Origin of the sequence: Crenobacter cavernae (assembly GCF_003355495.1) — a bacterium.
GTDB lineage: Bacteria > Pseudomonadota > Gammaproteobacteria > Burkholderiales > Chromobacteriaceae > Crenobacter > Crenobacter cavernae.
In genome coordinates this window covers 409,967-423,705 of sequence record NZ_CP031337.1, presented here as the reverse complement: position 1 = coordinate 423,705, position 13,739 = coordinate 409,967, and the positions used below count along the sequence as shown (strand labels likewise).

Annotated in this window: 13 protein-coding genes; 11 read left to right on the top strand and 2 right to left on the bottom strand. The window is 65.8% G+C overall.

The window, feature by feature from the left end; genetic code table 11:
- The first annotated feature begins 26 nt into the window (after positions 1-26).
- The 10 genes from DWG20_RS01940 to DWG20_RS01895 all read left to right on the top strand — a co-directional run bounded on the left by DWG20_RS01940 (position 27) and on the right by DWG20_RS01895 (position 8,823).
- The gene (locus DWG20_RS01940; RefSeq protein ID WP_115432172.1) at positions 27-1,910 is read left to right on the top strand and encodes a beta strand repeat-containing protein; all 1,884 of its coding nucleotides are present in this window, start codon (positions 27-29) and stop codon (positions 1,908-1,910) included.
- A gap of 58 nt (positions 1,911-1,968) precedes the next feature.
- Complete coding sequence (locus DWG20_RS01935; RefSeq protein ID WP_115432171.1) at positions 1,969-2,895, top strand: CsgG/HfaB family protein; 927 nt, start codon at positions 1,969-1,971, stop codon at positions 2,893-2,895.
- Positions 2,882-3,385, top strand: coding sequence for a curlin-associated protein (locus DWG20_RS01930; protein WP_115432170.1), 504 nt, complete (start codon positions 2,882-2,884; stop codon positions 3,383-3,385). Before DWG20_RS01935 ends, DWG20_RS01930 begins: the two co-directional genes overlap by 14 nt.
- Before the next feature lie 133 nt (positions 3,386-3,518).
- Positions 3,519-4,130 carry a DUF2946 family protein gene (locus DWG20_RS01925; protein ID WP_115432169.1) on the top strand — a complete coding sequence of 204 codons (612 nt, stop codon included), beginning with the start codon at positions 3,519-3,521 and terminating at the stop codon, positions 4,128-4,130.
- A gap of 84 nt (positions 4,131-4,214) precedes the next feature.
- Entirely contained in the window at positions 4,215-5,207 is a 993-nt protein-coding gene (gene mltG, locus DWG20_RS01920; protein WP_115432168.1) for an endolytic transglycosylase MltG, read from the top strand.
- On the top strand, positions 5,207-5,836 hold the full coding sequence (tmk, locus tag DWG20_RS01915; protein WP_115432167.1) for a dTMP kinase: 630 nt from the start codon (positions 5,207-5,209) through the stop codon (positions 5,834-5,836). The genes mltG and tmk overlap by 1 nt, the downstream gene beginning before the upstream one ends.
- A complete protein-coding gene (gene holB / locus DWG20_RS01910) occupies positions 5,836-6,837 on the top strand; it encodes a DNA polymerase III subunit delta' (RefSeq protein WP_115432166.1) in 1,002 nt (333 codons plus the stop codon). The genes tmk and holB overlap by 1 nt, the downstream gene beginning before the upstream one ends.
- A 10-nt stretch (positions 6,838-6,847) precedes the next feature.
- Positions 6,848-7,237, top strand: coding sequence for a PilZ domain-containing protein (locus DWG20_RS01905; protein ID WP_115432165.1), 390 nt, complete (start codon positions 6,848-6,850; stop codon positions 7,235-7,237).
- Positions 7,238-7,266: 29 nt separating this feature from the next.
- Positions 7,267-8,043 carry a TatD family hydrolase gene (locus DWG20_RS01900; RefSeq protein WP_115432164.1) on the top strand — a complete coding sequence of 259 codons (777 nt, stop codon included), beginning with the start codon at positions 7,267-7,269 and terminating at the stop codon, positions 8,041-8,043.
- Between the two features lie 6 nt (positions 8,044-8,049).
- Positions 8,050-8,823, top strand: coding sequence for an MBL fold metallo-hydrolase (locus DWG20_RS01895; protein ID WP_115432163.1), 774 nt, complete (start codon positions 8,050-8,052; stop codon positions 8,821-8,823).
- Between the two features lie 81 nt (positions 8,824-8,904).
- Here DWG20_RS01895 and trpS read toward each other — a convergent pair whose 3' ends face one another.
- Together trpS and ppsR are read right to left on the bottom strand one after the other, a co-directional pair.
- A complete protein-coding gene (gene trpS, locus DWG20_RS01890) occupies positions 8,905-9,930 on the bottom strand; it encodes a tryptophan--tRNA ligase (RefSeq protein ID WP_115432162.1) in 1,026 nt (341 codons plus the stop codon).
- A 186-nt stretch (positions 9,931-10,116) separates the two neighbouring features.
- Positions 10,117-10,938: a posphoenolpyruvate synthetase regulatory kinase/phosphorylase PpsR gene (gene ppsR, locus DWG20_RS01885; protein WP_115434704.1), complete on the bottom strand. Its 822-nt coding sequence runs from the start codon at positions 10,936-10,938 to the stop codon at positions 10,117-10,119.
- Positions 10,939-11,201: 263 nt separating this feature from the next.
- Here ppsR and ppsA point away from each other — a divergent pair, with 263 nt between their 5' ends.
- Positions 11,202-13,589, top strand: coding sequence for a phosphoenolpyruvate synthase (ppsA, locus tag DWG20_RS01880; protein WP_115432161.1), 2,388 nt, complete (start codon positions 11,202-11,204; stop codon positions 13,587-13,589).
- Positions 13,590-13,739: the final 150 nt, after the last annotated feature.

Genomic DNA, 13,739 nt, shown 5'->3' with positions numbered 1-13,739 from the left:
CGATTGATCAAAAAGGGAAAAAAATAATGAAAGCGCGTTACTCCTTGCTGTATCTCGCCGTTAGCGCGGCCCTCTCCGCCCAGGCGATGGCCGACAACAGCTCCGTTACGATCAGCCAGAACGGCACCGGCAATACCCTGAGCGCGACGCAGACCAACGCCAACGGCTCCAACATCAGCGCCAACCAGTCCGGCAACGGCGGCACGCTGACGCTTGACCAGGCCAATACCTATGGCGCTAACGTCAGCGTCAGCAGCAACGGCGAGCAGAACCAGGCCGCGATCAGCCAGAACGGCGGCAGCTACGACTATGCGTCGCTGACCCAGAACGGCAGCGTCAACAACGGCCAGATCGATCAGACCGCTAACTCCGGCGCCAGCGCCAACCTGAACCAGTCCGGCGACAGCAACCGCGCGACCATCGCCCAGACCGGCAACAGCAACTATGGCGGCTATTACTACTACTATTACGGCGGCAACAGCAGCGCCAACGGCTATCAGTCCGGTTCCGGCAACGCGCTGAACATCGCGCAGACCGGCAATCGCGGCAGCGCCAACGCCAGTGCCAGCCAGTTCGGCAGCAACAACACCGCGTCCGTCCAGCAGGCCGGCAACAGCAACAACGGCTACTACTGGTACTACGGCGGCTACTCCAGCGCCAACGCCAGCCAGAGCGGCGCCGGCAACGCGCTGAGCCTTGCCCAGAATAACAACAGCGGCGGCATCAACGCCTACGCCAGCCAATACGGCACCGGCAACGCCGCCGCCATCGAGCAGGCCGGCAACAACAGCAACGGCGGCTATTACTGGTACTACGGCGGATCCGGCAGCGCATCCAGCAGCCAGTCCGGCGACGGCAACAGCATTTCCGTCGTGCAGAACGGCAACGGCAGCAGCGTGAACGCGTATGCCGGCCAGTCCGGCAACAGCAACACCGGTTCGATCCGCCAAAGCGGCAACGGTGGTGCTTACTACTACTACTACGGCAGTAACACCGGCGCCTCGCTGAACCAGTACGGCAACAGCAACGACGGCAAAATCGCCCAGGACAATAACGGCAGCGGCGTGTACGCCAACGCTACCCAGCAAGGTGGCAGCAACCTGGCGTCGATCACCCAGAGCGGCAACGGCGGCTATTACTACGGCGGCTCCACCAGCGCCTCGCTCAACCAGTTCGGCAGCAGCAACAGCGGCACCGTCTCGCAAACCGGCAACAACGCCTCCAGCGCCAACGGCTATCAGTCCGGCAATAGCAACGTGGCCAGCATCAGCCAAACCGGCAACAACTCGGTGACGGCTGCCCTGAACCAGGCTGGCAACAGCAACCGCGGCACGATCAGCCAAACCAGCAGCGACTGGGGCACCAGCGCCAGCGTCTCGCAAAACGGCGACTCCAACGTTGGCAGCATCAATCAAGCCAACAACTCCGGCAGCGCTTACTACTACCAAACCGCTCAGATGACCCAAAACGGCAGCCAGAACCAGGCTGCGCTCAACCAGAACCGCAACGTGACGGTACAAGCCAACGTGGCCCAACTGGGCAACAGCAACGTGGCCAACCTTAGCCAAAACGATACCCGCAACAGCAGCGTGAAACTGCAGCAGGGTTACGACGGCATCAGCAGCAACGGCAGCTACGCCCTCGTCGCGCAGTCCAGCGGCAACAACCTCACCGCCGACCTGAAACAACAAGGCAGCAACCAGTACCTGGCGAGCAGCCAGTCCGGCAGCTGGAACGAAGAAATCTTGTTGCAGTCCGGTTCCGGCAACCGCGCCACGCTGACCCAGGTCGGCACCGGCTCCGTTCAGGCTGACAAGAACCTGATCAACCTGACCCAGACCGGCAACAACCTGGTGGCCGCCGTTTACCAGAGCGGCCAGGCCAACACCGCCACGATCGTCCAGCGCTAAGCGCAAAGCAGCATGGCCCGCCCGGCGTGTCCGGGCGGGTTTCCAAGGGGAAGTTTTGATGTTTGAGCGGTTTTTCAGGGTTGTCTGGCTTGTCGCGCTGGGGCTGCTGGTCGGCTGTGCCAGCTCGCGGCCGGCAACCACACGCTCGCCGGCCACGCTTGCCCCGCCCACCCAAGTTTCGTCTGATTTGACCCAGCTGCCGGAAACGCTGGGACGCATTCCGGTGGCGATCTACGGTTTTCGCGACCAGACTGGCCAATACAAGCCGGCCCCGGACAGCTCGTTTTCCACCTCGGTCACCCAGGGCGCCGCGGCGCTGCTGATCAAGGCGCTGCGCGATTCGCGCTGGTTCATCCCGGTGGAGCGCGAAAACCTGCAGAACCTGCTGACCGAACGCAAGATCATCCGCGCGCTGGAAGGCCCGGCCGGCGGCGCGCAGCCGACGCAAACGCTGCCGCAGCTGATGCCGGCGCACCTGATTATCGAAGGCGCCATCGTCGGCTACGAAAGCAATGTCAAAACCGGCGGCGCCGGCGTGCGCTACCTCGGGGTGGGCGCCTCCGACGCCTACCGGGTCGACCAGGTCACCATCAACCTGCGCGCGGTGGACATCCGCACCGGCCAGGTGCTGGAAAGCATCAGCACCACCAAAACCATTTACTCGATACAACTGGATTTCGGCGGCTTCCGCTTTGTGTCGCTCAAGAGCCTGCTCGAATACGAAGTCGGTTTCTCGCAAAACGAGCCGGTGCAGTTGTGCGTGCGCGAAGCGATCGAAACGGCGCTGGTGCACTTGATCACGCAGGGCATTCGCGACCGTCTGTGGGCGCTGAAGAACCCGGAAGATTTCAACGCGCCGCTGGTGCAGAACTACCTCAAGGCTTACGACAACCAATTGCAGTTGACGCCGGACGAGTACGCCGGCGAAAACTTGCGGAAGCTGGCCCCGGGCCGCCAAGGAAATCCGAGCAATGTCGATAGCTAAGTTGTTGCGCGGCCTGATCGGCGCGGCGCTCTGCGCCGGCGCCGCCCAGGCGTTCGCTCACGAAGACCTTGCGTCGGACTACGACGGCATCGGCGCTGTCCAGACGGTGCGCGTCGTGCAAGCCGGTGCGGCCAACCAGCTGCACGTGGATCAAGCCGGCGATGGCAGCGGCGTTTCCGTGGGGCAATACGGCCACGGCAATACGGCGGCCATCAGCCAGCACGGCGCCTTGCAGCGCCTGCATGTCCGGCAGCAGGGGCTTGAAAACCAGCTGCTCGTCCAGCAGGCCGGTTACGCCAACCAGGCCGCCGTGTCGCAGTACGGGAACGGCAATATCGGCACGATCACGCAAAGCGGCGCGTACAACCTGGCTTACGTCCAGCAAGTTGGCCACGGCAACCAGGTCACCATCAGCCAGGCCGGCGTGCAGGGCAAGGTTTCCGTGGTGCAGAACGGCAACAATATGCGCGCCAGCGTGACGCAATGGTGACGCGGCGGGGGGCCGGCGCGTGGGGTCGAGCCGGAAGACGCTCGCGCGGGACAGCCAGGCCACAAGCGGAAGCGTTCCGACGCTGAGGCCGCCGGGTGGGGATGATCGGCCTGTCCGGCAAGGCTACAAATAAATGACGCAAGCGCTCGCTTGCCTTACTGACGCGAGGAATCGAGACCTGATGGACGCGATGGTGCTGGCGGCGATCGCCAAATGGCCTGACGTGCCGGCCTGCTATGGCTGGCTCGCGCTCGACGCGCGCGGCGCGTGGCGCATAGCTGGCGAACGCGTGACGCACGCCGGGCTCGCCGCTTTCTTTTCGCGTAACTACGAGGTCGGCGAGACCGGTGAAGCCTACGTGCAAAACGGCCCGCAGCGCGCGTACGTGACGCTGGAGGACACGCCCTATGTCGCGCGCGTCGAGGCGAGCGGCACTTTTCGCCGTCTGCCCGACGGGGTCGCCGCCGAAGCGGCCGCCGTGTGGCTCAGCGACGACGGCGTGTTCTATGCCGAACTCGAAGGCCGGCTCGCACGCGTGCACGACCACGACACCGCCACGTTGGCCGAGCTTCTCGTTGCGCCCGACGGTGCGAAGCTTGCCGATGCAGCGTGGGACGGCTGGCCGGCGAGTCGCCCGGACGCCGCCGTGCGGTTCGCGGCCGGCTCGATACCGCTCGCCTACGCGGACGCGACCACGTTGGCCGAGCGTTTCGGCGTCGTGCGCGAACCGGCGGGCGCCGCCTGAAAGCCGGCGCGGGGGAGGGCGCCGCCCCTCCCTTGAAGGCCGCCAAATGCTATCATCGCGGCGATACCTCCAGACGCCGATTCCATGCAGAAATTCATCGTTCGCTCCCTCGCCATCGTGATCGCCGTGGCCGCCCTGTGGCTCGCGTGGGTGGTCGCGGTACCGGTCAGCCTGCCCTCCACGCCGTACAGCGTCGCCGTCGGCGGCAACCGCACCCTCAGCCAGGTCGCGCGCTCGCTCGAGGCCGAGGGCGTGATCCGCAACCGCTGGGTGATGATCGCGCTGTCGCGCATCACCGGCGTCGACCGTAAGGTCAAGCCGGGGCTGTATGAGTTCTCCGCGCCGGTCGCGATGTGGGAGGTGCTCAAGAGGTTGGCCGAGGGCAGTCCCGACCAGGCAAGCCTGACCGTGATCGAGGGCTGGAGCTTCGCGCAGTTCCGCCAGGCGGTGGCGCGCGATTCGGACCTCGCGCACGACACCGCCGGCTGGAGCGACAGGCAATTGCTGGCGACGCTAGGCGCGCCCGAGGACTACGCCGAAGGCCTGTTCTTCCCGAGCACCTATTTCTTCGTGCCCGGTTCGAGCGAGCTCGACGTCTACCGCCGCGCCTACCGCACGATGCAGCAGCATCTGGCCGGCGTGTGGGAGAACCGCTCGGTCGACCTGCCGTACGCGAACCCGTACGAGCTGTTGATCATGGCCAGCCTGATCGAGAAGGAAACCTCGCGCGAGGAGGATCGCACCATGGTGTCGGCGGTGTTCGCCAACCGGCTGAAGATCGGCATGCGGCTGCAGACCGACCCGTCGGTGATCTACGGCATGGGCGGGCGCTTTAACGGCAACATCCGCAAGGGCGACCTGAGGCGCGACACGCCGTATAACACCTACACGCGCGCCGGCCTGCCGCCGACGCCGATCGCGCTGCCGGGCCGCGCCGCGCTTGAGGCCGCCGCGAGCCCGGCCGAAACGCGCGCGCTCTACTTCGTCGCGCGCGGCGACGGCAGCACGCACTTCTCCGAGTCGCTGGCCGAGCACAACGCGGCGGTTCGGCAGTTCATCCTGAAGAAAGGGCAGTAATGGCCGGACGTTTCATCACGCTCGAGGGCCTGGACGGCGCCGGCAAGAGCACCCAGCTGGCCGCGGTGCGCGACTGGCTGGCCGAGCACGAGATCGACGCACTGTTCACGCGCGAGCCGGGCGGCACCCCCTTGGGGGAGAAACTGCGCGAACTCTTGTTGTCGCCCGACACCGAGGTCGGCCTCGACACCGAGACGCTGCTGATGTTCGCCGCGCGCCAGGAACACATAAACTGCGTGATCCGCCCGGCGCTGGACGCCGGCCGCTGGGTGGTGTGCGACCGCTTCACCGACGCGACCTTCGCCTACCAGGGCGGCGGGCGCGGCGTGCGCCTCGAGCGCATCGCGATATTGGAATCCTGGGTACAGCAGGGGCTGTCGCCCGACCTGACGCTGCTGTTCGACCTGTCGACCGAGATCGCCGCGGCGCGCATGGCCTTAAGCCGCGAATTCGACCGCTTCGAGCGCGAGGCGCGCGACTTCCACGAACGCGTGCGCCAGGCCTATCTCGCGCGCGCCGCGGGAGAACCTGTGCGCTTCGCCGTGTTCGACGCCAGCCAGCCGCCCGACGTGGTGCGCGCCGCGGTGCAGGCGAGGTTGGCCGAGCTCTTGCCGGAAGCGGTGCGCTGATGCGTTACGCCTGGCAAGCGGCCGACTGGCAGCGCATCCGCGGCGAATTCTCCCGGCTGCCTAACGCGTGGCTGTTCGCCGGCCCGGCCGGCATCGGCAAGCGCGCCTTCGCCGAGGAACTGGCGCGCGCGATGCTGTGCGAGTCGCCGCTGGAAGACGAGAGCGCCTGCGGCGTCTGCGAGGCGTGCCGCTGGTTCGCCGCCGGCCACCATCCCGACTACCGCACGCTGAGCCCCGACGACGGCGAAGACGCCGTGAAGGAAGGCAAGAGCGTGCGCCGCCTCGCGCAGATCAAGATCGAGGCGGTGCGCGACGTGATCGAATTCGCGCAGCTGACCGCGCACCGTTCGGGCCGCCGCGTGGTGCTGGTCGAGCCGGCCGAGGCGATGAACCCGGCCGCCGCCAACGCGCTGTTGAAGATCCTCGAGGAGCCGCCTCACGGCGTGCTGTTCCTCTTGGTCAGCCACCACCGCGAGAGGCTGCTGCCGACGATCAAGAGCCGCTGCCGGCCGTACGTTTTGACGCGCCCGAGCCACGACGAAGCGCTCGCGCATCTCGCGCAGGAGGGCGTCGCCGAGCCGGAAGCCGAACTCGCCCACCACGGCGGCGTGCCGCTGTTCGACCACGACGCGGCGCACGTCGACGCGCGGCGCAAGTTTCTCGCCGCGCTGTCCAAGCCGACGCTCGCCGGCATGCTGTCGCTGGCCGAGAGCGTCGACAAGGACAAGCTGCCGCTCGGCACCGCGCTTGGCTGGCTGATGCAGTGGGTCGGCGACCTGGCCGGTTTGAGGCTTGCCAATGTCATCCGGTATCATCCGGATTGGCGCGCGGAACTCGAAAAGCTCGCCGCGCGCGCCGAACCCGCGGCGCTGATGCGCTGCTACGATGCGCTTATCGCGCTCGCGCCTTTCGCCGAACACACGCTGAACGTGCGCCTGCAGCTCGAGGCCGTGCTCACCGATTATCTGAATTGCTTCGCCGCGCCGCGCGCGGCACGATAGGAATACGCCGATGGAGAACTCCAACCTCCGCCCAGAAGACGGCGAAGCCGTCGTTTCCACGCCGCGTCCCGGCGTGATGTCGCTGCACATCAAGGAACGCAGCGCGCTGTACGCCGCCTACATGCCCTTCCTGAAGAACGGCGGCGTGTTCATCCCGACCGGCCGCGACTACCAGCTCGGCGACGAGGTCTTCCTGTTGCTGACGCTGATGGACCGCCCCGACAAGATCGCGGTGCAGGGCAAGGTCGCGTGGATCACCCCCGCGGGGGCCAACAACAACCGCACGCAGGGCGTCGGCGTCGAGTTCGGCGAAGGCGATGCCGGGCAGCAGGCGCGCAAGACGATCGAAGAGTTGTTGTCGGGCGTGCTCAAGTCGAGCCGTCCCACCCACACGATGTAAGGAAGACCGCGCGCGGTCTGTAGAAAACCATGTTCGTCGATTCGCACTGCCACCTGAACTTCCCCGACCTCGTCGCGCGCCTGCCCGAGGTGTTCGCGAGGATGGACGAGAACGCCGTCAGCCACGCGCTGGTGATCGGCGTCAGCGTGCCGGCCTTCCCGCAGGTGCTAGGGTTGGCCGAGGCTCACGACCGTTTATACGCGACCGTAGGCGTGCACCCGGACGACCAGGACGCCGAGGAATTCTCCGAGGCCGAGCTCGTCGCGCACGCTGGTCACCCCAAGGTGGTCGGCATCGGCGAGACCGGGCTCGACTACCACTGGTGCAAGGGCGACCTCGCGTGGCAGCACGAGCGGTTCCGCACCCACATCCGCGCCAGCCGCGCGACCGGTCTGCCGCTGATCATCCACACGCGCGAATCGGCCGAAGACACCTTGCGCATCATGCGCGAGGCCGGCGCCGAGGCCGGCGTGATGCACTGCTTCACCGAGAACCGCGACGTCGCGCGCGCCGCGCTCGACCTCGGCTTCTACATCTCGTTCTCGGGCATCGTCACCTTCAAGAACGCGGTCGAACTCAAGGAGGTCGCCAAGATGGTGCCGCTCGACCGGATGCTGATCGAGACCGATTCGCCGTATCTGGCGCCGGTGCCGTTTCGCGGCAAGACCAACGAGCCGGGCTTCGTCAAGCACGTCGCGGAACATGTGGCCGAGCTGCGCGGTCTGCCGGTGGAAGCGGTCGCCGAGGCGACCACGCGCAACTTCTTCGACCTGTTCGCCAAGATCCCGCGCCCGGCGGGTATTTAAACAGCCATGAGCACCGTCGAATTCACCATCCTCGGCTGCGGCTCGAGCGCAGGCAGCCCGGCGATCGGCTGCGACTGCCCGACCTGCAGCTCGTCCGACCCGCGTAACCGCCGCACGCGCTGCAGCGCCTACGTGCGCGCCGGCGACGCGTGTTTCCTGATCGACACCGGGCCGGACCTGAGGCCTCAGGCGCTGCGCGAGGGCTTCACCCGCGTCGACGCGGTGCTCTACACGCATCCGCACGCCGATCACCTGAACGGCATCGACGACCTCAGGGCCTTCTGCTACGTCAAGCAGGGGCCGATCGCGCTGTTCGGCAACGACTTCACGATCGACAATATCGAGAGCCGCTTCGACTACGCGCTCGCGCCGCCGTCGCCGACCTGGGACAAGCCGGTGCTGCTCACGCACCGCATCGACGGGCCGTTCTCGTTCATGGGCGTGCCACTGGTACCGATCCCGCTGGCGCACGGCGGCTGGCCTTGCCTGGGCTGGCGCATCGGCGATATCGCGTGGCTGACCGATCTGTCAGATATCCCGCCGGACAGTCTTGAATTGCTCGACGGCGTCGACACGCTGTTCCTCGACTGCCTGCGCGACCGCCCGTACAAGTCACACCTGTCGGCCGACGAGAGCTTCGCGTGGGCGAAGCGCGTCGGCGCGCGCCGCACGGTGCTGATCCACATGACGCACGGGCTCGAGTACCACGCGCTGAGTGCGCGCTGCCCGGAAGGCATCGAGGTCGGTTATGACGGGCTGACGGTGACGGGCAGGCTGTAGCGTGTCTGGCTTGATCCTCGGCCCGGCCGAGCGTGAAAAGGGGCGTCCAGTGGACGCCCCTTTTCTATTGCGACGCTAGTTTCAGAAGTAGGTCAGCCCCATCGCGCTCTTCACCTCGGCCAAGGTTTGCGCGGCGGTGTCACGCGCGCGGCGCGTGCCGGTCTTCAGCATGTCCCACACCGCCTGCGGGTCCTGCGCGAATTCGGCACGGCGCGCGCGGATCGGCGCGATCACCTCCTGCAGTCTCTCTTCCAGATGCTTCTTCAGCACGCTGTCGGCCAGTCCCCCGCGGCAGTAGCGGTCTTTCAGCTCGGCCAACGTTGCTGCGTCCGGCTCGAAGGCGTCAAGATAGGTGAACACCACGTTGCCCTCGACCCGGCCCGGGTCCTCGACGCGCAGGTGCTTCGGGTCGGTATACATCTTCTTGACCGCGCCGCGGATGTCGTCGGGCGACGCCGACAGCGCGATCGCGTTGCCGAGCGACTTGCTCATCTTGGCCTTGCCGTCGACGCCCGGCAGCCGGCCGACCTTCGGCACTTCGGCGCGGCATTCGACGAGGATCGGCGCGTCGACGCTCGCGTTGAAGCGGCGCACGATCTCGTTGGTCTGCTCGATCATCGGGATCTGATCCTCGCCGACCGGCACCACCGTCGCCTTGAAAGCGGTGATGTCGGCCGCCTGCGCCGCCGGGTAGGTCAGAAAGCCGACCGGGATGTTGCGCTCGAAGCCGCGCTGCTTGATCTCTTCCTTGATCGTCGGGTTGCGCTCGAGCCGCGCGACGGTGACGAGGTTCAGATAGTAGGACGCGAGCTCGGACAGCTCGGGCACCAGGCTCTGGATGAACACCGTGCTCTTGGCCGGGTCGATGCCGACGGCGAGATAGTCGAGCGCGACCTCGAGCACGTTGGAGCGCACCTTCAGGTAGTCGCCCATATTGTCGGTCAGCGCCTGCGCGTCGGCGAGCAGCAGGAACTGCGTGCAGCGCTCCTGCAGGACGACGCGGTTCACGAGCGAGCCGACGTAGTGGCCGAGGTGCAGCGCGCCGGTGGTACGGTCGCCGGTGAGGATGATGTCGTCGGGTTTGACGTTGGGAAGAATGGGGGTCATGGGCTCTCCTTGTCTGGGGAGGACCGCAAGGGACGAAGAAAAAACCCGGCGCCGCCTTGCGGCTCTCCGGGTTCATTACGCACGCCGGGTGCCGCCTCAGGAGAGGCGCCACCAGTTAGCAAGGGCGATGCGTCGGGTATTCATATCGTCAAGTGTCGCCGCGCATCGCGCGGCGGTCAAGTCCCGTCAGAAGCGGCGCGTCAGGTGAGCCTGGTGGACGATGGTGGTCGCGATTTCCTCGATCGACTTGTGCGTCGCGTTAAGGAAGGGCACGCCGTGCTGGCGGAACAGCGACTCGGCCTCGTTCACCTCGTAGCGGCAGTTGTCGACGCTCGCGTACTTCGAATCGCGGCGGCGCTCGGAGCGGATGCTGTGCAGGCGCAGCGGCTCGATCGTCAGGCCGAACAGCTTCTGCCGGTGCGCGAGCAATTGCGCCGGCAGGCCGTCGTGGCCGAGGTCGTCCGGCGTCAGCGGGTAGTTCGCCGCCCTGATCCCGTATTGCAGCGCAAGGTACAGGCAGGTCGGCGTCTTGCCCGAGCGCGACACGCCGACCAGGATCACGTCGGCCTCGTCGAGCCCCTTCATCTTGATGCCGTCGTCGTGGCTGAGCGAGTAGTTCACCGCCTCGATCCGGTGGTCGTACCTCTCCTCGTTGACGACGCCGTGCGCCTTGCCGACCGACAGCTCGGCCTTGTGGTGCAGCTCGTGCTCGATCTGGCCGATGAAGGTCTCGAAGAAGTCGATGCACAGCGCCTCGTCGACCTTCACCGCCTCGCGCACGTCGGGGTTCACGATGCTTGAAAACACCAGCGGGCGGTGGTGGTCGGTCGCGGCGCGTTCGCGGATGTGGCTGGCGATGCCGCGCGCCTTTTCCACCGTGTCGACGAAGGGGATCGTCTCGCGCTTGAACTCGAGCGCGTCGAACTGGGTTAACAGTGTGTGGCCCAGCGATTCGGCGGTAATCCCGGTGCGATCGGATATAAAGAAGGCAGAACGGCGGTAGGGCATGGCGTTGTCCTGTGCGGTGCAGCATTTCGGCATGCGATAGGCTGTGGATTATAGTCGTATTGCTTCGAATGGTTCCGTTTGTAAGGGAAATCCCTTAATTGTGCGTCGCGAGAATGGGCTGCCCGGCGGGTAGGGCATCCGTTACAATCGCGCCAACTGGGCGTAATCGCGGCGATAAATATTCTTTACATGTCGTTGTGATAGCAAGCGCCGGACTGCCCGGCCGCACCCCGAAATCCTTACCCTCAACAGGAAATGATGCGATGGCAGAGAACTACGTAATCTGGTTCGAAGAGCTGAGAATGAGCGACGTGGAAAAGGTCGGCGGCAAGAACGCCTCGCTCGGCGAGATGATCAGCCAGCTGGCCGGCTCCGGCGTGCGCGTGCCGGGTGGTTTCGCCACCACGGCCGACGCCTATCGCGACTTTCTCGCCCACGAAGGCCTCGCCGATCGCATCGAGGCGGCCGTGTCCGGGCTCGATATCGAGAATGTGACCGAACTGGCGCGCGTGGGCAAGGAAGTCCGCCAGTGGATCGTCGACACGCCGTTCCCGGCCAAGTTGGAAGCCGACATCGCCGCCGCCTGGGACAAGATGACCGGTGATGCCGGCAGTGCCGACATCTCGGTCGCCGTGCGCTCGTCCGCCACCGCCGAAGACCTGCCGGACGCGTCGTTCGCCGGCCAGCAGGAAACCTTCCTGAACATCAAGGGCCTAGCCAACGTCAAGGACGCGATGAAGCACGTGTTCGCGTCGCTGTACAACGACCGCGCGATCGCCTACCGAGTGCACAAGGGCTTCGAGCACGCCGAAGTCGCGCTGTCGGCCGGCATCCAGCGCATGGTGCGTTCCGACTCGGGCGCCGCCGGCGTGATGTTCACCATCGATACCGAATCGGGCTTCGACGACGTCGTGTTCGTGACCTCGTCGTACGGCCTGGGCGAGACCGTGGTGCAAGGCGCGGTGAATCCCGACGAATTCTACGTGCACAAGCCGACGCTGAAGGTCGGCCGCCCGGCGATCCTGCGCAAGACCATCGGTTCCAAGCAGATCAAGATGGAATTCACCGACGCCGCCCAGGCCGGCCGTTCGGTGAAGACCGTCGACGTGTCGGAGCTTGAGCGCAAGCAGTTCTCGATCACCGACGCCGAAGTCGAGGAACTCGCGCAGTACGCGCTGATCATCGAGAAGCACTACGGCCGGGCTATGGACATCGAGTGGGGCCGCGACGGCGTCGACGGCAAGCTCTACATCCTGCAGGCGCGCCCGGAGACGGTGAAGTCGCAGGAAGGCCGCGTCGAGACGCTGCGCCGCTACCGTATCAACCACAAGGGCGCCATCCTCGCCACCGGCCGCGCGATCGGCCAGAAGGTCGGCCAGGGTGTCGTGCGCCTGATCAAGGACGCGTCCGAGATGGACAGCGTCAAGGCCGGCGACGTGCTCGTCACCGACATGACCGACCCGGACTGGGAGCCGGTGATGAAGCGCGCCGCCGCTATCGTCACCAATAGGGGCGGCCGCACCTGTCACGCGGCGATCATCGCGCGTGAACTGGGCATCCCGGCCGTCGTCGGCTGCGGCGACGCGACCGAACTGTTGGCCGAGGGCATGGAAGTGACCGTGTCGTGCGCCGAGGGCGACACCGGCAACATCTACGAAGGCCTGCTTGACGTCGAAGTGATCGACCTCGCGCTCGACCAGATGCCCGCCTCGCCGGTCAAGATCATGATGAACGTCGGCAACCCGGAACTGGCGTTCGACTTCTGCCAGCTGCCGAACGAAGGCGTCGGCCTCGCGCGCATGGAGTTCGTGATCAACCGCCAGATCGGCATCCACCCGAAGGCGCTGCTCGAATTCGACAAGCTGCCGGCCGACCTGAAGGCGACCATCAACGACCGCATCGCCGGTTACGCGAGCCCGGTCGACTTCTACGTCGACAAGCTGGCCGAAGGCATTGCGACGCTGGCCGCGGCGTTCTACCCGAAAAAGGTCATCGTGCGCATGTCCGACTTCAAGTCGAACGAGTACGCGAACCTGATCGGCGGCCAGCTGTACGAGCCGCACGAAGAGAACCCGATGATCGGCTTCCGCGGCGCCGCGCGCTACGTGGCACCGGCCTTCCGCGACTGCTTCGACCTCGAATGCCGCGCGATGAAGAAGGTGCGCGACGTGATGGGCCTGACCAACGTCGAGGTGATGATCCCGTTCGTACGCACCTTGGCCGAAGCCGAGAAAGTGGTCGAGATCCTCGCCGAGAACGGCCTGAAGCGCGGCGAGAACGGCCTGCGCCTGATCATGATGTGCGAACTGCCGACCAACGCGGTGCTGGCCGACAAGTTCCTGCAGCACTTCGACGGCTTCTCGATCGGCTCGAACGACATGACGCAGCTGACGCTCGGCGTCGACCGCGATTCGGGCGGCCCGATCGCGTCAACCTTCGACGAGCGCAACGAGGCGGTGAAGGCGCTGCTGTCGATGGCGATCAAGGCCTGCCGCGCGCAGGGCAAGTACGTCGGCATCTGCGGCCAGGGCCCGTCCGACCATCCGGACTTCGCCAAGTGGCTGGTCGAAGAGGGCATCGAGACGATCTCGCTGAACCCGGACACCGTCGTCGAGACCTGGATCTATCTGGCCAAGGAACTCAATCGCTGACTCACAAGGTCGGCCGAGCCTGGCTGTCACTAGACGAAACCGCCCGCAAAACCGGGCGGTTTTTTTTCGCCCGCTCCCCAGTGTGATCGGCCGAAATCGACCAAATCGACCGAAAAGTATTGCTAAATGTGTCGCCGTTCACGCCAGAGG

Coding starts and splice junctions, on each gene's coding strand:
- DWG20_RS01940 (WP_115432172.1), top strand. CDS start 27: ATGAAAGCGCGTTACTCCTTGCTGTATCTCGCCGTTAGCGCGGCCCTC.
- DWG20_RS01935 (WP_115432171.1), top strand. CDS start 1,969: ATGTTTGAGCGGTTTTTCAGGGTTGTCTGGCTTGTCGCGCTGGGGCTG.
- DWG20_RS01930 (WP_115432170.1), top strand. CDS start 2,882: ATGTCGATAGCTAAGTTGTTGCGCGGCCTGATCGGCGCGGCGCTCTGC.
- DWG20_RS01925 (WP_115432169.1), top strand. CDS start 3,519: ATGACGCAAGCGCTCGCTTGCCTTACTGACGCGAGGAATCGAGACCTG.
- mltG (WP_115432168.1), top strand. CDS start 4,215: ATGCAGAAATTCATCGTTCGCTCCCTCGCCATCGTGATCGCCGTGGCC.
- tmk (WP_115432167.1), top strand. CDS start 5,207: ATGGCCGGACGTTTCATCACGCTCGAGGGCCTGGACGGCGCCGGCAAG.
- holB (WP_115432166.1), top strand. CDS start 5,836: ATGCGTTACGCCTGGCAAGCGGCCGACTGGCAGCGCATCCGCGGCGAA.
- DWG20_RS01905 (WP_115432165.1), top strand. CDS start 6,848: ATGGAGAACTCCAACCTCCGCCCAGAAGACGGCGAAGCCGTCGTTTCC.
- DWG20_RS01900 (WP_115432164.1), top strand. CDS start 7,267: ATGTTCGTCGATTCGCACTGCCACCTGAACTTCCCCGACCTCGTCGCG.
- DWG20_RS01895 (WP_115432163.1), top strand. CDS start 8,050: ATGAGCACCGTCGAATTCACCATCCTCGGCTGCGGCTCGAGCGCAGGC.
- trpS (WP_115432162.1), bottom strand. CDS start 9,930: ATGACCCCCATTCTTCCCAACGTCAAACCCGACGACATCATCCTCACC.
- ppsR (WP_115434704.1), bottom strand. CDS start 10,938: ATGCCCTACCGCCGTTCTGCCTTCTTTATATCCGATCGCACCGGGATT.
- ppsA (WP_115432161.1), top strand. CDS start 11,202: ATGGCAGAGAACTACGTAATCTGGTTCGAAGAGCTGAGAATGAGCGAC.